Source organism: Kitasatospora xanthocidica (genome assembly GCF_014656195.1).
GTDB classification, from domain to species: Bacteria; Actinomycetota; Actinomycetes; order Streptomycetales; family Streptomycetaceae; genus Kitasatospora; species Kitasatospora xanthocidica.
This window is the reverse complement of record NZ_BNBY01000023.1, coordinates 80,440-97,114: the sequence shown is the minus strand read 5'-3', so window position 1 is coordinate 97,114 and position 16,675 is coordinate 80,440. Positions and strand designations below refer to the sequence as shown.

At 75.7% G+C, this 16,675-nt stretch carries 14 protein-coding genes; 6 read left to right on the top strand and 8 right to left on the bottom strand.

What is annotated here, in order from left to right; translation table 11 throughout:
• Positions 1 to 86 precede the first annotated feature (86 nt).
• A complete protein-coding gene (locus IE332_RS30475; protein WP_189922652.1) occupies positions 87 to 1,325 on the bottom strand; it encodes a styrene monooxygenase/indole monooxygenase family protein in 1,239 nt (412 codons plus the stop codon).
• A 166-nt stretch (positions 1,326 to 1,491) separates the two neighbouring features.
• A complete protein-coding gene (locus tag IE332_RS30470; protein ID WP_189922650.1) occupies positions 1,492 to 2,481 on the bottom strand; it encodes an ArsR/SmtB family transcription factor in 990 nt (329 codons plus the stop codon).
• A 55-nt stretch (positions 2,482 to 2,536) separates the two neighbouring features.
• Here IE332_RS30470 and IE332_RS30465 point away from each other — a divergent pair, with 55 nt between their 5' ends.
• Positions 2,537 to 3,766 (top strand): MFS transporter, encoded by a 1,230-nt coding sequence (locus IE332_RS30465; RefSeq protein ID WP_189922648.1) that lies wholly within the window; start codon positions 2,537 to 2,539, stop codon positions 3,764 to 3,766.
• A gap of 44 nt (positions 3,767 to 3,810) precedes the next feature.
• Here IE332_RS30465 and IE332_RS30460 read toward each other — a convergent pair whose 3' ends face one another.
• Positions 3,811 to 4,488, bottom strand: a complete 678-nt coding sequence (locus tag IE332_RS30460) for a pyridoxamine 5'-phosphate oxidase family protein (RefSeq protein ID WP_189922645.1) — start codon at positions 4,486 to 4,488, stop codon at positions 3,811 to 3,813.
• Between the two features lie 164 nt (positions 4,489 to 4,652).
• Complete coding sequence (locus IE332_RS30455; RefSeq protein WP_229929042.1) at positions 4,653 to 5,837, bottom strand: MFS transporter; 1,185 nt, start codon at positions 5,835 to 5,837, stop codon at positions 4,653 to 4,655.
• A gap of 46 nt (positions 5,838 to 5,883) precedes the next feature.
• Here IE332_RS30455 and pdxR point away from each other — a divergent pair, with 46 nt between their 5' ends.
• Positions 5,884 to 7,284 carry a MocR-like pyridoxine biosynthesis transcription factor PdxR gene (gene pdxR, locus IE332_RS30450; protein WP_189922641.1) on the top strand — a complete coding sequence of 467 codons (1,401 nt, stop codon included), beginning with the start codon at positions 5,884 to 5,886 and terminating at the stop codon, positions 7,282 to 7,284.
• A 27-nt stretch (positions 7,285 to 7,311) separates the two neighbouring features.
• Here pdxR and IE332_RS30445 read toward each other — a convergent pair whose 3' ends face one another.
• Positions 7,312 to 8,235, bottom strand: a complete 924-nt coding sequence (locus IE332_RS30445; protein WP_189922639.1) for a LysR family transcriptional regulator — start codon at positions 8,233 to 8,235, stop codon at positions 7,312 to 7,314.
• A gap of 153 nt (positions 8,236 to 8,388) precedes the next feature.
• Between IE332_RS30445 and IE332_RS30440 the strand changes: the two genes are divergently transcribed.
• The 3 genes from IE332_RS30440 to IE332_RS30430 all read left to right on the top strand — a co-directional run bounded on the left by IE332_RS30440 (position 8,389) and on the right by IE332_RS30430 (position 12,335).
• Positions 8,389 to 9,825, top strand: a complete 1,437-nt coding sequence (locus tag IE332_RS30440) for an MFS transporter (RefSeq protein WP_189922637.1) — start codon at positions 8,389 to 8,391, stop codon at positions 9,823 to 9,825.
• Positions 9,826 to 9,960: 135 nt separating this feature from the next.
• On the top strand, positions 9,961 to 10,812 hold the full coding sequence (locus IE332_RS30435; protein ID WP_373313880.1) for a slipin family protein: 852 nt from the start codon (positions 9,961 to 9,963) through the stop codon (positions 10,810 to 10,812).
• A gap of 158 nt (positions 10,813 to 10,970) precedes the next feature.
• Positions 10,971 to 12,335, top strand: coding sequence for an FAD-dependent oxidoreductase (locus IE332_RS30430; protein WP_189922635.1), 1,365 nt, complete (start codon positions 10,971 to 10,973; stop codon positions 12,333 to 12,335).
• Positions 12,336 to 12,362: 27 nt separating this feature from the next.
• Here the strand turns inward: IE332_RS30430 and IE332_RS30425 are convergent, their stop codons facing one another.
• Entirely contained in the window at positions 12,363 to 12,980 is a 618-nt protein-coding gene (locus tag IE332_RS30425) for a TetR-like C-terminal domain-containing protein (RefSeq protein ID WP_189922633.1), read from the bottom strand.
• Positions 12,981 to 13,298: 318 nt separating this feature from the next.
• On the opposite strand from IE332_RS30425, the gene IE332_RS30420 reads away from it, so the two are divergent.
• Complete coding sequence (locus IE332_RS30420; protein WP_189922624.1) at positions 13,299 to 13,520, top strand: hypothetical protein; 222 nt, start codon at positions 13,299 to 13,301, stop codon at positions 13,518 to 13,520.
• Positions 13,521 to 13,608: 88 nt separating this feature from the next.
• Here IE332_RS30420 and IE332_RS30415 read toward each other — a convergent pair whose 3' ends face one another.
• Both IE332_RS30415 and yczE read right to left on the bottom strand, forming a co-directional pair.
• Positions 13,609 to 15,672, bottom strand: a complete 2,064-nt coding sequence (locus IE332_RS30415) for a GAF domain-containing sensor histidine kinase (protein WP_189922622.1) — start codon at positions 15,670 to 15,672, stop codon at positions 13,609 to 13,611.
• A gap of 194 nt (positions 15,673 to 15,866) precedes the next feature.
• The gene (yczE, locus tag IE332_RS30410; RefSeq protein ID WP_189922620.1) at positions 15,867 to 16,553 is read right to left on the bottom strand and encodes a membrane protein YczE; all 687 of its coding nucleotides are present in this window, start codon (positions 16,551 to 16,553) and stop codon (positions 15,867 to 15,869) included.
• Positions 16,554 to 16,675: the final 122 nt, after the last annotated feature.

Genomic DNA, 16,675 nt, shown 5'->3' with positions numbered 1-16,675 from the left:
ACCATGATCGACGGCCGCCCGCACCCGACTTGGGAAGCTTTTGACCTTTCAGATTCCGGGCGTTCCCCCGTTTTCCGGACGTACGGTCAGTCTCCCGAGGTGACCGAGGCCAGGTAGGCGGCCGCCTTGTCCGGGTCGAGGTACCAGCGTTCGGCGTCCGCCGGGTCGTCGAAGGTGTTGGCGAACCGGTCGGCGACGGCCTGGTACTGCCCGCCCGCGACCAGCAGGTCGAGGACGAACGGGGGCGGCGGGGCGAGCATGGCGTTGGTCCAGGTGGTGACCGGGCCCGCGACCTGCCAGAAGGCGTCGAAGGCGGCCTGCTGGAAGTCCCGGTCGAAGGGCTTGTCGCCGTGGGCGAGGATCGCGGCCAGGTAGAGCGCCGCGCACTTGGCGGCGGTGTTGGCGCCCTGTCCGGTGATCGGGTCGTTGGTGACGACCACGTCCGCGACGCCCAACACCGTGCCGCCACCGGGCAGTTCGCCGACGGGGCGACGGACCACCGGGGTGAAGCGGCCGGCCAGGGTGGCGCCGGCGTCGGTGAGTTCGAGGCCCTTGCGCGCCCGGTCGTACTCCCAAGGTGTGAAGGTCTTCATCAACTCCAGCGTCACCCGCAGGTGTTCGGCCGGGTCACGGATCCCGTCGAAGGCGTCCGCCGGTCCGCCCGGCACGGCCTCCCAGAGCACGATGTCGCAGGGCCCCGACACGGTCAGGGCCGGCATCACGAACAGCTCGCCGATGCCGGGCACCACGTTGCAGCGCACCGCCGGGAAGTCGTGCTCGGGGCGCGGCCCGAGCCCGTGCACGTAGACGGCGGACAGCGCGCGCTGGGGGCGCTCGAACGGGGAGTGCGCGTGGTCGCGTTCGAACAGCGAGCCCAGCGGGCCCTTGCCGGAGGCGACCAGCACCAGGTCGTACGAGCCGGCCAGGTGCTGCAGGTCGGCGGCGGTCACCTTGCGCAGCTCGACCCGGCCGCCGCGCTCGGCGAAGGCCTCCAGCCAGGTGGACATCTTCAGCCGCTGGTCGACGGACTGCGCGTAGGCGTCCAGCCGCCCGACCCAGTCGATCACCCGCGTCCCGTCCGGCCCGGGGACGGAGAGGCCGACGCCCTCGATCCGGGGCGCCTCGTCGGCCCACAGGTCCAGGCCCAGGGCGCGCTCGGTACTCAGCGCGGACTCGAACATGCACTGGCTGGACAGCACCCGCCCGGCCCGCACCTCGTCCGCGCCGCGGTCCGTCAGCACCGTCACGTCGTAGCCGTGGGACTGCAGCCCCAGGGCCAGTTGGAGTCCGGCCTGCCCGGCGCCGACGATCAGAATTCTGCGCATCGCCCCTGCTCTCCTGGTGGTACGTCGCGGCCCGGCGGCCCGTTCCGTCCGGCTGCCCAGTGGTCTGGATACCAGTCATCGGCGCGCTCGTCCACGGGCCGTGCGGCAGGCCGGCCGACGGGGGCGGCGGTTCCACGTACGGTCCGTCAGCACAACGGCCGGGCCGTCACGGTGCCGCCCGGCCGGCCACCAGCTGGTCACCCAACGCGCTGCGCCGGTACAGGACCTGCCGCCCGTCGCGGGCCCGGACGACCAGTCCCCCGGCGAACAGGACGCGCAGGTGCTGGGAGACGGCGCTCGGCGTCACCCGCAGCCGGCGGGCGAGCTCGACGGTGGCCGAGGGCTCCGCCAGGAGGACCAGCAGCCGGGCGCGCGGCGCGCCCAGCAGCGCCGCCAAGGCGGTCGGGTCGGCGGCGGGCGGGGTGTCCCACAGGGTGGCCACGCCCCGGCTCGGGTAGACCAGGCTCGGCGGCTCCTCCGGACTGAGCGGCGGCGCGGGCTTGTGCGCGAACACGGACGGCATCAGCAGCAGCCCCCGGCCCGCCGCCGCGACGCGGTGCCGGCTGATCATCCGGTCGATGTGCAGCACGCCGCCCCGCCAGCGCAGGTCCGGGTGCATGTCGGCGAACAGCAGCCGGGCGCCGCCGAGCGCGAGCCGCCGGGCCCGGTAGGTCATGTCCGCCTCCAGTACCAGGCGCATCCGCGGCCACTCCGGCTCGATCGCCGACTCCCAGTACCGGCGTAGGAGTTCGCACAGGCCGTCGCGCAGCCCGGCGACCGCGGCGTCGTCGCCGGCGACGAAGAGCCGCAGCGCCTCGGGCACCGGGTCCGGCGCGTGCGTCGCCACCAGGTCGCGGCGGACCAGCTCCGGTTCGGTCCGGCGCACCACGGCCAGCTCCTCCTCGAAGCTCGGAGCGAAGACGGCCGGCACCGGCGTCAGGAAGTCGGGGACGGTCCGCCGGCGTGCGACCAGGGACAGCAGCAGCCCGGCGTCGAGCGCGCCCAGCCGGGCGAGGACGGCGCGGCGCCACGGCAGGTGCAGCGCCGACAGCCCGGGGTCCCGCAGCACCCGCAGGCTCAGCACCGCCTCGTGCAGGGGCGACAGCGCGAACCGGGTGTCCGCGAGGTCCTCGACGTCCAGGACGAAGCTGATCATTAAGCGCCACGCTACATCGATTGGCGGCGCCGCGGCGTTCCCGTGCACTGGCGCCATGACAACTCCCGTGCGCCGCACCGCCGACACTCCCGGCCAGGCCGACGGATTGACCCGTCGGCTGGTCCTCCTCCTGGCCCTGGCCTGCGCCGTGGCGGTTGGGAACCTCTACTTCCCCCAGGCCGTCGGCCCGCTGATCGCCACCGGACTGCACGTGCCCCCCGACGCGGCGGCCCTGGTCGTGACCGCCACCCAGCTCGGGTACACCGCCGGCATCGTCCTGCTCGTGCCCCTCGCCGACCGGCTCCCCCACCGTCCGCTGCTCGTCGCGCTGCTCACCCTCACCGGCCTGGGCCTGCTCACCGCGGGCTGCGCGCCGACCCTGCCCGTCCTGATCGCGGCGAGCGCCGCCGTCGGCCTCACCACGGTCGCCGCCCAGGTCGTCGGAACGCTCGCGGCGAACCTGGCCGCCGCCGACCGCCAGGGCGCGGTGATCGGCGCGCTGCTGAGCGGCTCCACCGGCGGCATGCTGCTCGCCCGCACCTTCGGCGGCACCCTCGGCGAGTGGCTCGGCTGGCGTGCCCCGTACCTGGCCGCGGCCGCCCTCACCCTGCTCCTCGCCGCCGTCCTGGCCCGCACCGTCCCGGCCACGACCGCCTCCTCCCGCGCGCCGTATCCGGCCCTGCTCACCGAGCCGCTGCGCCTGCTGCGCACCGAACCCGAGCTGCGCCGCTCCTGCGTGTACCAGGCGAGCGTCTTCGCCGGCTTCTCCGCCGTCTGGACCTGTCTGGCCCTGCTGCTCACCGGCCCGGCCTACGGACTGGACGCCCGGGCGGTCGGGCTGCTCGCCCTGGTCGGCGCGGCCACCATGCTCTGCACCCCGTACGCCGGACGGCTGGTGGACCGCCACGGCCCCGACCCGGTGAACCTCGCCTGCCTGCTGGGCGTCCTCGCGGCGGCCGCCGTCCTCGCCGCCGGCCGCCGGGGCGGCCCGCTCGGCCTGACCGCCCTCACCCTGGGCACCCTGCTGCTCGACGTCGCCATGCAGTGCGGCACGGTCGCCGGTCAGGCCCGGGTGAACGCCCTCCGGCCGGACGCCCGCGGCCGCCTCAGGACCGCCTACATGACCTGCGCCTACCTGGGCGGCACCGCCGGCTCCTGGCTCGGCGTCCAGGTCTGGAGCCGGGCGGGCTGGTGGGGCGTGTGCACCCTCCTCGCCCTGCTCGCCGCCCTCGCCCTGACCCGCCACCTGACAGCGGCCCCGCACCCCTGGCCGGGGTCGCAGTGAACGGCCCCGGAAGGCAGGACCCGCCGCGTCCGGCCGCGGCGGGGTCAGCCGGTGACCAGGCGGCGGCCGGTGACCTCCTCCGGCCGGATCCGCACCCAGCGCGGCCGGTCGCCGCCTGCCCAGGGGGAGGCGCCGGGGAGGCCGGTCAGGTGGTGGAGTTCGGCCGGGTCGGTCACGTAGTGGGCCGGGCCGAGGGCGAGGACGCTCCAGCCGCGGCCGAGGTGCTCGTCGATGCGGTCGACCTGGAAGGAGACCGCGGCGCCCTCGGTGGGGGCGGTGGTGTTGTGCTCGCCGGTGCGGAAGGCGAAGGAGGCCCGGTCGACCACGTAGTTGACGGGCAGGACCACCGGCCCCGGCTCGACCGGCAGGGCGATCCGGCCGACGCCGTGGGTGCCGACGAGCTGCCAGCACTCGGCCTCGGTGAGGTTCTGCAACCGGGGGTGCGGCCCGGGCCCGCCGTGGCCGGGCGCGGCGTCGGCGCGGCCGTACAGGAGCTCGTCGCGGCTGCTGCCGAGCACGGCGGCGAGCCGGACGAAGCCCGCCGGGTCGAAGCCGGGCCCGGCGACGAGCAGATGGCGGAGGTAGCCGGGAGCCATCGCCGCCCGGCGCGCCAGGTCCTCGTCGTCGAGGCCCAGCTCCTGGCACCGTTCGGCGATCCGCCGGGCCACCACGGCCGGGTCGGGGCTGTCGTGGGTGTCAGGGCTGTCGGGGCTGTCGTGCACGGGGGTGACTCCTCGGCTCGCCGGGGTGTTCGGGCCGCGTCCGGGCGGAGTCCGGTGCGGTTCCGTCCGGTTGACCGGGGCGGATCCATCCAACCGCCCGGTCCGCGGCAAGTCGAGCAGCTGCGCGGCCCGTGCGTGTCGTCGCGCGCCCGGCCGACGGGGCGTCAGCGCGCCGCGGCGCTCCCGCGGTCCCGCCACGCCGGGGCGAGCGCGGCGAGCATCACGGCCGCGGTGAGCAGCAGCGCCCACGGGTAGCCCGTCCCGCCCGCGACCGCCCCGAAGGCGACCGCGCCGATGCCCATCCCGCCGTCGTAGGCGACGTTCCACAGCGCGGTCACCGTGCCGTACCCGGACGGCGGCACCCGGGCGTACATCAGCGCCAGCGTCGCGTTCTGCGCGACGCCGAAGCCGAGCCCGAACACCGCCGCCCCGGCGACCACCGCGACCGCGCTGCCCGTGCACGCCAGCAGCAGCACACCGGCGGCCGAGACCAGCAGGGCGGGCAGCACCAGCGGGGCCGGGCCGCGCCGGTCCCCGTGCCGCCCGGCGAGCCAGCGGGCGAGCGTCATCGCCCCGGGCTGGACCAGCAGCGCGACGGCGACGGCCGTGGCGGAGGGCACGGCGAGCGGCAGGAAGGTGACGATGATCCCGGCCGCCAGCGCCGTGGCGGCGAACACGGTGGCGGGCCGCAGCAGGGCGCCGCTGCGCAGCCCGTCCCGCAGGCCCACCGACGGGCCGGCGGCCCGGGTGCGGTCCGGGAGCGCGGGCACGGAGGCGACGGCGGCCAGCGGGGCGGCCGCCCCGATCGCGAACACCCAGCCCCAGCCGACGTGTTGGCCCAGCCAGACGCCGAGCGGCAGCCCGAACAGGGACGGCAGGCCGGAGACCAGCCCGACCAGCGCGAGCCCCTCCCCGCGCCGCTCGGCCGGTATCAGCGAGGCCGTCAGCGCCCCGCCGGCGACCAGCGCGAGCGCGAAGCCCAGCCCGCGCAGCAGGCATACCGCCACCACCGCCACCATCCCGCCGGTCACGGCCAGCACCAGCGCGGGCGCGCCCAGCAGCACCAGCCCGGCCGCCAGCACCAGCCGGTAGCCGTACCGGGCGGTCAGCGCCGGCGTCGCCAGCTCACCGGCCACGGTGGCCAGCATCAGCGCCCCGGTGGCGAGCCCCGCCGCGTGGTCGCCGCCACCGGACTCCTGGGCGTACAGCGGAACGGCGGACAGCAGCAGGTTGAAGCCGACGGCGGAGCCGAGCAGCGAGACGAAGCGCAGCAGCAGCGCCCGGGTGAGCAGCGGCGGCCGGTCGGAACCGGCCTCCGGGGAAGGGGAGTTGATCGTCGTCGTGGTCACCCGGTGACGGTATCGGCCCACCGGACCACCGGTAAGATCCGATTCCATGCCGCTGGAGTGGTCCGGTTTCTCGCCCGAGCTGTTGCTGGTCCTCGACCGCGGCGGCGGCCGGCCGCTGCGCGCGCAGCTGGAGGACCACCTGCGCTGCGCGATCCGCACGGGACGGCTGGCGGCCGGTGAGCGGCTGCCGTCCTCCCGGGAGCTCGCCCGCACGCTCGGCCTCTCACGCGGCCTGGTCCAGGACTGCTACGCCCAACTCCTCGCCGAGGGCTACCTGGTGACCCGTGGCGGGTCCGCCACCCGGGTCGCCGCCGGAGCGGCCGCCCCGCCCGCGCCGACCGCCGGTGCCGCCCCCGCGCCCCGGCTGCTGGCCGACTTCCGGCACGGCGTCCCGGACCTGACGGCCTTCCCGATGGCCGACTGGCTGTGGGCGGTGCGCGAGGCCGGCCGGGCACTGCCGAGGGAGGCGCTCGACTACGGCGACCCGCGCGGCGCCGCGGCGCTGCGCGAGGTGCTGGCCGGGTACCTGCGCCGGGTCCGCGCGGCCGCCGCCGAACCGGACCACCTGCTGGTCTGCTCCGGCTACGCCCAGGGGCTCTCGCTCACCCTGCGCGCCCTCGCCCGCACGGGCGTGCGCACCGTCGCGTACGAGGACCCGGGCTCGCCGGGCCCCGTCCGGGCGGCCGCCGCCGTGGCCGGTCTGCGGGCCGTCCCGGTGCCGGTGGACGAACAGGGCCTGGTCGTGGACGCGTTGGCGGCCACCGACGCCCGCGCGGTGGTCACCACCCCCGCCCACCAGTGGCCGACCGGGGTCGCCCTGGCACCGCGGCGGCGACTCGCCCTGATCGACTGGGCCCGGGCGCGGGACGCGGTGGTGATCGAGGACGACTACGACGCCGAGTTCCGGTACGACCGCGAACCGGTGGGCGCCCTGCAGGGCCTGGCCGCCGACCGGGTGGTCGCCATCGGCACGGTCAGCAAGTCGCTCGCGCCCGCGCTGCGCACCGGCTGGGTGCTCTGCCCGCCGGCGCTCACCGACCGGCTGTGCGAGCTCAAGCAGATCGACGACCGGGGTTCCCCCGTGCTGGACCAGCTGGCGCTGGCCCGGCTGATCGAGTCCGGCCGCTTCGACCGGCACCTGCGCCGGATGCGCGCGCTCTACGCGTCCCGCCGGACCGCGCTGCTCGCCGCACTGGCCGAGCACGCCCCCGGCCTGCCGGTCACCGGCCTGGCGGCGGGCTTCCACGCCGTCGCCTGGCTGCCGGAGGGCGCGCACGAGGGGCGGGTGGTCGCGGCGGCCCGCGAGCGCTCGGTCGGCCTGTACGGGATGAGCGCGAACCGGGCCTCCGGCGCCGGCGACCCGCCCCGGCTGGTGCTCGGCTTCGGCGACGTCACCGAGCGCGCCATCGCGGCGGGCATCGCGGCCGTCGGGGACCTGCTGCGCTGAGCCCCGGGGGCGACCCTCCGAGAGGGCTCAGTGCGGCGGTTCGTCCCCGGCGCCGGTGAGGTCGGCCGCGAGGGCGGCGAGGCCGTCGCGGAGCAGGCGCAGGAGGGGGTCCTGGTCGCGGCGGGGGTGCCAGAGGAGGGTGACCCGCAGGGGGCGCAGCCGGGCGGGTGCGGGGACGGGGAGGACGCCGAGGGCCGGGCCGAGTTCGCGGACCAGGGCGGCGGGGGCGAGGGTGACCAGGTCGGTGCGGCCGACCAGGTGCAGTGCGGCGAGGTACCCGGGCACGACGCAGCGGACGGTACGGGGCAGGCCGGCCTCGCGCAGTTCCCGGTCGAGCGCCTCCTCGGGGCGGCCGCTGCGGGAGACCAGGACGTGCTCGGCGGCGGCGAACCGCTCGGCGGTCACCTCGCCGCGGGTGAGGTCGTGGCCCGCCCGGACGGCGGCGGTGAGCCCGGCCCGGACGAGGCCGAGGGAGCGCAGGTCCGGGTACTTGGCCGCGTTGACGACGACCGCGAGGTCGGCGGTGCCGTCCCGGACGGCTTCGGCGCCGTCCCGCCCGCCGTCGGAGGCCAGCAGGCGCAGTTCGGCGGCGGGGGCGTCCACGGCGAGCCGGGCGAGCAGGTCGGCGCTCCTGGTCACGATCAGGTCCTGCGGGGCGACGACCGTCAGGCTCCGGTCGAGCGGCTGGGCCTGGCGGTCGAGGAGCTGCTCGGCCTGTTCGAGCCAGAGCCGCAGGCGCGGCCGGAGGTCGACGGCGGCGGCGGTGGGCCGCAGCCCGCGGCCGGAGCGGACCAGCAGCTGGTCCCGGAAGGTGCGGCGCAGCCGGCCGAGGGCGCGGCTGGTCGCCGGGACGGAGAGGTTGAGCCGGTGCGCGGCCCGGGTGACGGAGCCCTCCTCCAGGAGGGCGTCCAGGACCACCAGCAGGTTGAGGTCGACCGAGGACAGTTGCACCAGGTGAAACTATCAGTTGCCGTTTTGCCGATTGCCGCAAATCAGCAGGCCGCCTAGGTTCGAGGCAGAGCGACCGCAGCCCGCCCGACCGGTGTCCGCACCGGGGCGCCCTGCCCGTCGCCGATTCCCGCCTCGACCCGGAAGGGGTCCCCCATGCCTTCTGCCGTGCCCGAACCCGGCCACCGGACGCGGCGCGAGCGCCGCCCCCTCGGCCCTGCCGGGCTGACCGCCGTCTGCGGCGCCTCGCTGTTCGTCACCAGCCTGGACTCCACCGCGGTGAACGTCGCCCTGCCCTCCCTGCGCACCGAACTGTCCGCCGGTTCATCGCAGTTGGCCTGGATCGTGGACGCCTACACGCTCACCCTGGCGGTGCTGCTGCTCCTGGCCGGCTCGCTCGGGGACCGGCTCGGGCGGCGCACCATGTTCCGCGCCGGTCTGCTGGTCTTCGGGATCGGCTCGCTGGGCTGCGCGCTCGCCGGCAGCGCCGACCAGCTGATCGCCGTCCGGGTCGTCCAGGGCCTCGGCGCCGCGCTGCTCGGGCCCAACGCGCTGTCCACCGTGACCACGGCGATCCAGGATCCGGTGCGCCGGGCCCGGGCGCTCGGCTTCTGGGCGGCGATCTTCGGGCTGGCCGCGGCGCTCGGCCCGCTGGTCGGCGGTTCGCTGATCGACGCCCTGGGCTGGCGGTGGATCTTCCTGGTGAACCTGCCGGTGGTCGCGCTGGTGCTGGCGGCGTCGGTGCGGGTGCCGGAGACCAGGGGCGGTACGGCCCGTCCGCTCGACCCGGCCGGGCTGGCGCTGGGCGCGGTGGCGGTCTTCGGTGTCACCGAACTGCTCATCCACGGCGCCCACCAGGGCTTCGGCGGCGTCACCACGGTGGTCTGCGCGGTGCTGGCGCTGGGCGGCGGCGCGGCGTTCGTGGCGGTCGAACGGCGGCGCGCGCACCCGGTGCTCCCGCTCGCGCTGCTGCGCCGTCCGACCTTCACCGCGGCCACGGTCAGCGCGGTGCTGGTGTTCGCGATCCTGGCCGGGTTCCTGTTCGTCTCCAGCGTGTACTGGCAGCAGCAGCGGCACGTCTCGGCGCTGGGAACCGGGCTGGCGCTGCTCCCGGCGACGCTGGCGATCGCCGTGGTCTCCCCGCTGAGCGGCCGGCTGATCCCCGTGGTGGGGGCGCGCCGGCTCCTGGTGGGCTCCGGCCTGCTGCTGGCGCTGGGCGCCGGCCTGCTCGCGCTGGCGGCCGGGGGCGACGCCTACCCACCGTACGCCGCCGGGTACCTGGCCCTCGGGCTGGGCTTCGGCCTGGTCAACCCGCCGATCACCAACACCGCGGTGACCGGTCTGCCCGCGCAGCAGGCGGGCGTGGCCTCCGCGCTGGCCACCACCTCCCGGCAGCTCGGCAACACCCTGGGCGTGGCGGTGCTCGCCTCGGTCGCGGCCGGCCCCCACCTCGACCAGCGGCGGGCCTGGCTGATCGCGCTCGGCCTGGGCCTGGCGGTCGCGGCGCTCAACGCGGTGGCCGGCCGGCGCTGCCGGACCGTACCGGCCACGGCCGAACCCGCGCGGGAGACCGAGCGGGCCGGCGTGCGCTAAAGATCCGTCAAAACCGCTGCGCACACCCCTGTCAGGCCCGATGCCCCGGGCGCATACTGTGCTGCGCGGCCCGCACCGGGCGACAGGGCCAGTTCGGTCCCGGCCCGGTCGCGCCGCGAACGGGGGGTCGGAATCGTGGCAGTCGTCGTGATCGTCGCCGTGGTGCTCCTGCTGTGGCTGATGACGGGTGTGCGGGTGGTGCAGCAGTACGAGCGGGGTGTGGTGTCCCGGCTCGGGCAGGTGCTCCCGCAGGTCCGCGAGCCGGGCCTCACCCTGCTGATGCCGCTGGTGGACCGGATGCGCAAGGTCAACGTCCAGGTCGTCACCATGCCGGTGCCCGCACAGGAGGGCATCACCAAGGACAACGTCTCGGTCAGCGTCGACGCGGTGCTGTACTTCCGCGTGATGGACCCGATCAGGGCCACCGTGGACGTGCAGAACTACGCCTTCGCCATGCTGCAGGTCGCCCAGACCTCGCTGCGCTCGATCATCGGCAAGAGCGAGCTGGACGACCTGCTCTCCGGCCGGGAGAACCTCCACCAGGGGCTGGAGGTCATGCTGGAGAGCCCGGCGACCGGCTGGGGCGTGCACATCGACCGGGTGGAGATCAAGGACGTCAGCCTGCCCGACTCGATGAAGCGCTCGATGGCCCGCCAGGCCGAGGCGGACCGCGAGCGCCGGGCCCGGATCATCACCGCCGACGGCGAGTTCCAGGCGGCCGCCAAGCTCTCCGAGGCCGCCGCCAAGATGGCCGAGACCCCGGCGGCGATGCAGCTGCGGCTGCTGCAGACCGTGGTCGAGGTCGCGGCGGAGAAGAACTCCACGCTGGTGCTGCCCTTCCCGGTGGAGCTGCTGCGCTTCTTCGAGGCCTCCGCCACCCGGATCACCGGCGGAGCCGAGGGCACAAGCGGCACGGACGACAGCGCCGCCGCCGGGACCCCGGCCCCGCCGGCCGTCCCCGGGCAGGCCCCCGCCGACCGGAGCTGACGCCGCGCGGCCGGTCCCGGCACCCACCCGGACCGGCCGCTCACCCATAGGTCGTCTCTATGAGGTCATAGACCGGAGCCGACTACACCACCGCCCCACCTCCGGGTTGGCTGCAAGGGTCCAGACCACTTGTCGCCGCGCCCGCCCGGAGGACCGCCATGCCCCGTCCGATCAGAGTCGCGATCGTCGGTGCCGGCCCCGCCGGCATCTACGCCGCGGACGCCCTGCTGAAGTCCGACGCCGCCGGGACGCCCGGCGTCTCGATCGACCTGTTCGAGCGGATGCCCGCCCCGTTCGGCCTGATCCGCTACGGCGTCGCGCCCGACCACCCGCGCATCAAGGGCATCGTGACGGCCCTGCACCAGGTGCTCGACAAGCCCCAGGTCCGCCTCTTCGGCAACGTCGACTACCCGTCCGACCTCGCCCTGGACGACCTGCACCGGTTCTACGACGCCGTGGTCTTCGCCACCGGCGCGATGGCCGACCGCTCGCTCGACCTGCCCGGCATCGGGCTGGACGGCTCCTACGGCGCGGCCGACTTCGTCTCCTGGTACGACGGCCACCCGGACGTGCCCCGCGACTGGCCGCTGGAGGCCGAGAAGGTCGCCGTGCTCGGCGTCGGCAACGTCGCCCTGGACGTGGCCCGGATCCTCGCCAAGACCGCGGACGAGCTGCTGCCCACCGAGATCCCCCCGAACGTCCACGAGGGCCTGGGCCGCAACCGCGCCCGCGAGGTGCACGTCTTCGGCCGCCGCGGGCCGGCCCAGGCCAAGTTCAGCCCGATGGAGCTGCGCGAGCTGGACCACTCCCCCACCATCGAGGTGATCGTCGCCCCCGAGGACATCGAGTACGACGCCGGCTCGATCGCCGAGCGCCGCGCCGTCAAGCACGTCGACCTGGTCGCGGCGACCCTGGAGAAGTGGGCGATCCGCGACGTCGGCGACCGCCCGCACCGGATCTTCCTGCACTTCTTCGAGTCCCCGGTGGAGGTCCTCGGCGCGGACGGCCAGGTGGCCGGGCTGCGCACCGAGCGCACCGAGCTGGACGGCACCGGCAACGTCCGCGGCACCGGCCGCTTCACCGACTGGGACGTGCGGGCGGTCTACCGGGCCGTCGGCTACTACTCGGACGAGCTGCCCAAGCTGCCCTTCGACCCGGTCTCGGGCACCGTCCCGCACGCGGCCGGCCGGGTCCTGGACGGCGACGGCTCGCACCGCGCCGCCACGTACGTCACCGGCTGGATCAAGCGCGGCCCGGTCGGCCTGATCGGCCACACCAAGGGCGACGCCAACGAGACCGTGGCCTGCCTGCTGGACGACCACGCGACCGGCCGCCTGCCCGGCGCCCTCGAGCCCGACCCGGCGGCGGTCGAGGAGCACCTGCGCGACCGGGGCGTGCGCTACACCACCTGGGCGGGCTGGCAGGAGCTCGACGCCCACGAGCGCGCGCTCGGCGCGGCCGAGGACCGCGAGCGGGTCAAGGTCGTCGAGCGCGAGGAGATGCTCCGCCACAGCGGGGCGTGAGACCGGCGGCCGCCGGTCGTCCGGCCCTCACGGGCGGACGATCGGCAGCAGCACCTCGTCCACGATCTCCGCCGGGTCGAGCTGCACCACGTCCCCGCCGCACATCTTGATCCGGTACAGCATCAGCGCCGGCACCACGTCGGTGACCAGCGGGGTGACGGCCCCAGGCCGGACCTCGCCGCGCGCGGTGCCGCGGTCCAGGACCTCGGCGATCAGCGCGGTCGTCGGCTCGACCACCCGCTCCAGCACGATCGCGACGAAGGCGTGCGCCCGCCGGTGGTCCAGCTCGCTCATGATCGCCCGCACGGCGGCGCCCAGGTCGCTGAACATCGCCGCCCGCAGCCCGGCCACCACCGCCAGCAGGTCCCCGCGCAGGCTGCCGGTGTCGGGGACCGGCCCGGCCGGGGGCAGGCTCGCCCGCAGCGCGTCCATGACCAGCTCCTCCTTGGAGGTCCAGCGCCGGTAGAGCGCCGCCTTGCCGGTCTGCGCGGCGGCGGCCACCCCCTCCATGGTCAGCCGGGCGTAGCCGTCGGTGGTGAGCTGCCGGAGCACCGCCTCGTGGATGGCGCTCTCCAGCGCCTCACCGCGCCGCCGCAGCGGGGGGCCGGCCACCGGTCCCGGTACGGCATCCGTTTCAGCGGTCATGGCTGTGCACCTTCGTCCGTCGTCCTTCCTCGATCACGGCGACGGCGTTTCCCCTCTCACGCCACCACCTTCGATGTTAGTGAACGAACCCGTTCCCCTCCCAACCGCGCGCCCGCGGCCGAGTTGCGGCGGGTGGTCGCCCGGATACGCTTCGAACAGGGGTTCCCATCGCTCGGTCGGCAGCACTCGACGCGACCACGCTCTCACCCGGCGGGACCGGATCAGGACCGTCGCCCCATGCGGATGGGGCGCGACCGGCGGTGGCATGGAGGAGCGGGCCGGAACGACCGGCCCGCGGAACCCACCGTGGAGGTCACCATGACCGACAGAACGGGCGGTGCGACACTGCTGGCGGCCGCGGCCGCGGCGGTCTTCGCCGTCGTCAGCCTCGCCGCAGCGGCCCGGGCCTGCCGGTGCCGGGTCGAGGGCGGCACAAGCCGCGGAGGCCACGGGGGCGGCGGCCGGAGACGGCGGCCGAGCACCGGGCACTCCTCCGGCAGGCCCACCCACAAGTGCCCCAATCCGCCGAACTGCAACTGACGGCGCCGCCGATCCCGTCGTCCGCCAGCCGTCCCCGCCCCCGGCCGCCCGTCCGCGCCGGGGGCGGACCCGCGCCGCTCAGCCCCGCTCAGCCGCGCGCGGGGCGCCGCGGGAGCACCGCGTGCACCCGGGTGCCGCGGTTGAGGGCGTCGACGGTGCAGCTGCCGCCGATCTCGGCGGCCCGCTCGGACATCGACCGCAGCCCCACCCCCGGGTGCGCCGGGCCGCTGCGGCCGGGGCCCTGCCCGTCGTCCTCGACGACGAGCTCCAGCGCCCCCGGGTCCACCCGGACGGACACCGTGGCGCTGCGCGCCCGGGCGTGCCGCAGCACGTTGTTGAGCGCCTCCGCGGTGATCCGGTAGACCGCGACCTCCACGGCGGCGGGCAGCTCCGGCAGCGGGTCCGGCTCCAGCCGGGCCGTGACGGAGAGGTCCGCACCGCTGAAGGTCTCCGCGAGCCGGCCCAGCGCCCGGGACAGCCCGTAGTCGCCCAGTGCCGTCGGTCCGAGCCGGTCGGTGATCCGCCGGACCTCCCGGACGGCCGTCGCGAGGTCGTCCGCGACCCGCTCCAGCGCACCGGAGAACCGCGCCGGGTCGTCCACCGCGGCCGCTCCCTGCAGCCGCAGCCGCAGGCCGGCCAGCATCGGGCCGAGTCCGTCGTGGATGTCGCGGCGCAGCTGGCGGCGCTCCTCCTCGCGGGCCGCGACGATCTGCTCGCGGCTGGCCCGGAGGTCCTCCATCAGCCGGAGGGAGGCGACGGCGGGCGCGGCCTGGTCGGCGAGCGAGCGCAGGATGTCCCGGTCGCTGTCGTCGAGGGTCCGCTGGCCGGGGCGCGGGGCGACGGTGAGCCGGCCGATCTCGGCGCCGCGGTGGACCAGCGGGAAGCCCTCGACGCTGCCGGAGCCGTCCCCGAAGGCGGCCAGCGGGCGTTCGCCGCCGCGGGTGGAGACGGTCAACGCCACGCTGGACAACCGGAGTTCGTCACCGACGGTGGCGCACAGCACGGCCGGCACGTCCTGCGGGTCGACGGTCTGGCTGACCCGTCCGGCCAGGCTGCGCAGCACCTGGTAGGGCTGCGCCCGCGAGCCGTAGTACCAGCGGTCCACGACGCCGGAGGCCCAGCGCACGCCCCGGGGCAGCCCGGCCGCCAGCAGGAAGACCAGGGCGACCAGCAGCAGCGCCCCGGCGCCGCGCCGCCCGGGCATCAGCATGGTGGAGAGCACGCAGGCCACCAGGACGAACACCACGACCAGCCCGGTGGCCACCAGCAGGCCCACGAGCACCCGGCGGGCCGCCCGGTCGAGCCGCCAGGAGCCGTCCCGGACGACGACGGCGGCCAGGGTGAGCGTCCACAGCGCGGAGGTGACCGCGAAGGCGACGTACGAGGGCGTGCTCTGGTCGTCGAAGTAGTAGCCGAGTTCGGCACCGCCCCAGAGCAGGTAGACGCCCAGGCCGAGCAGGACGTTCTGCCGGCGCCGCCGCGACACCCCGCGGGTGCGGGCGAGCGGGACCAGGACCACCAGGACGGCCAGCACGACGAACACGATCAGCTGGGTGGTGTGCAGCCGGTCGTTGAAGGTCCGCAGCCAGCTCGCGACCGTGCTTCCCGCCAGCGGGTTGGGCCGGCCGAACACCGTGGGCTGGTACACGTAGTAGCAGGCCTGGGGCAGCATCCACAGCGCCACCGCGCCGATCGCGTACCACCACCGGCGGCTCGGCAGCGTCCCGTACGGCAGCCACAGCGGCAGGGCGTGCCAGATGGTGCCGCTGACGGTGTACCCGGCCGACACCAGGACCACGACGGCCCCGACCACCCGCGAGTCGCCCACCTCGACCCAGACCGGGGTCTGGGCGGCGAGCGGGACGATCAGCGCCGTCCCGTAGCAGAGCAGGACCCAGCCGAGCTGGTTGCCCGGGCGGTGGGCGTGCAGCAGTACCCCGCCGGCCACGGCGGCGAGGCCGTAGCCCAGCACCGCCAGGTGGTGGGCGGGCACGGAGATCCCGGGTGCGCCCCGGTGGCTCAGCACGTAGCCGATCCACAGGCCGCCGGCCACCAGGCAGACGACGGCGCACAGCCCCGCCAGGGCCAGTTGCCGCTCCGCCGGGCCGGACCGGGGCCGCCACCAGGCTCTCCGCACACTCTCCGTGGCCATGAGCACCCGTTCCTCTCCGCGGACCCACCGGATGGCAGCAGTGTCCAGCACCCGGTGTCCCGGGCACATGAGGCAGTGGCCCCGGCGGGGCGCGGCGCCCCCNNNNGGGGGCGCCGCGCGACGGGCTCAGCGAACGGTCGCGTCAGGCGGGCTCGTCGAACGGTCGCGTCAGGCGGGCTCGTCGAACCGTCGCGTCAGGCGGGGTCAGCGGCCGGGGCGGGCCGGCGGTAGGTGAAGTACGGCAGGAAGAACTGGGTGACCGGCCCGACCAGCAGGGCGTAGAGGACCGTGCCGAGGCCGACCGTCCCGCCGAGCGCCCAGCCGGCCGCGAGGACCGTGACCTCCAGCCCCGTCCGGACGAACCGCACCGAGCGGCCCGTCGTGGCCGCCAGCCCGGTCATCAGCCCGTCCCGGGGGCCCGGCCCGAACCGGGCGCCGACGTAGACCGCGACGGAGAACCCGTTGAGGAGGATGCCCGCCAGCAGCAGGAAGCAGCGGTACGCCATGCCGAGGTCCTCGGGGATGACCGCGAGCCCCAGGTCGGAGGAGAAGGCGAGCACCAGGACGTTGGCGAAGGTGCCGAGCGTCGGTTTCTGCCGCAGCGGCACCCACGCCAGCAGGACGAGCACGCCCACCACCGCGCTGATCGTGCCGAAGCTCAGCGAGGAGTGGTGCTGCAGACCCTGGTACAGCACGCTCCAGGGGTTGACGCCGAGAGCGGCGCGGACCAGCAGGGAGAGGCTGAACCCGTACAGGGCCAGCCCGACGAGCAGCCGGGCGAGGCGCTGCACCGGGCGTTCCGCGAGCGGCAGGTAGCCGAGCGGCGGCAGCGGCGCGCGTCCGGCGGCCGGACGGCGGGGCGGCGAGGTGGTGACGGGCATGGGGTGTTCCTCCGGTCCTGGTGCGCTGTGCCGTGCACCTGACGAGGAGTCTCCGGGGCCGCCGACCGGAATTGGATGGCCAATCGGCGGCAAGTGGTATGTTCCCCATAGCCAATCCGGAT

Coding starts and splice junctions, on each gene's coding strand:
- IE332_RS30475 (WP_189922652.1), bottom strand. CDS start 1,325: ATGCGCAGAATTCTGATCGTCGGCGCCGGGCAGGCCGGACTCCAACTG.
- IE332_RS30470 (WP_189922650.1), bottom strand. CDS start 2,481: ATGATCAGCTTCGTCCTGGACGTCGAGGACCTCGCGGACACCCGGTTC.
- IE332_RS30465 (WP_189922648.1), top strand. CDS start 2,537: ATGACAACTCCCGTGCGCCGCACCGCCGACACTCCCGGCCAGGCCGAC.
- pdxR (WP_189922641.1), top strand. CDS start 5,884: ATGCCGCTGGAGTGGTCCGGTTTCTCGCCCGAGCTGTTGCTGGTCCTC.
- IE332_RS30440 (WP_189922637.1), top strand. CDS start 8,389: ATGCCTTCTGCCGTGCCCGAACCCGGCCACCGGACGCGGCGCGAGCGC.
- IE332_RS30430 (WP_189922635.1), top strand. CDS start 10,971: ATGCCCCGTCCGATCAGAGTCGCGATCGTCGGTGCCGGCCCCGCCGGC.
- IE332_RS30425 (WP_189922633.1), bottom strand. CDS start 12,980: ATGACCGCTGAAACGGATGCCGTACCGGGACCGGTGGCCGGCCCCCCG.
- IE332_RS30420 (WP_189922624.1), top strand. CDS start 13,299: ATGACCGACAGAACGGGCGGTGCGACACTGCTGGCGGCCGCGGCCGCG.
- IE332_RS30415 (WP_189922622.1), bottom strand. CDS start 15,672: ATGGCCACGGAGAGTGTGCGGAGAGCCTGGTGGCGGCCCCGGTCCGGC.
- yczE (WP_189922620.1), bottom strand. CDS start 16,553: ATGCCCGTCACCACCTCGCCGCCCCGCCGTCCGGCCGCCGGACGCGCG.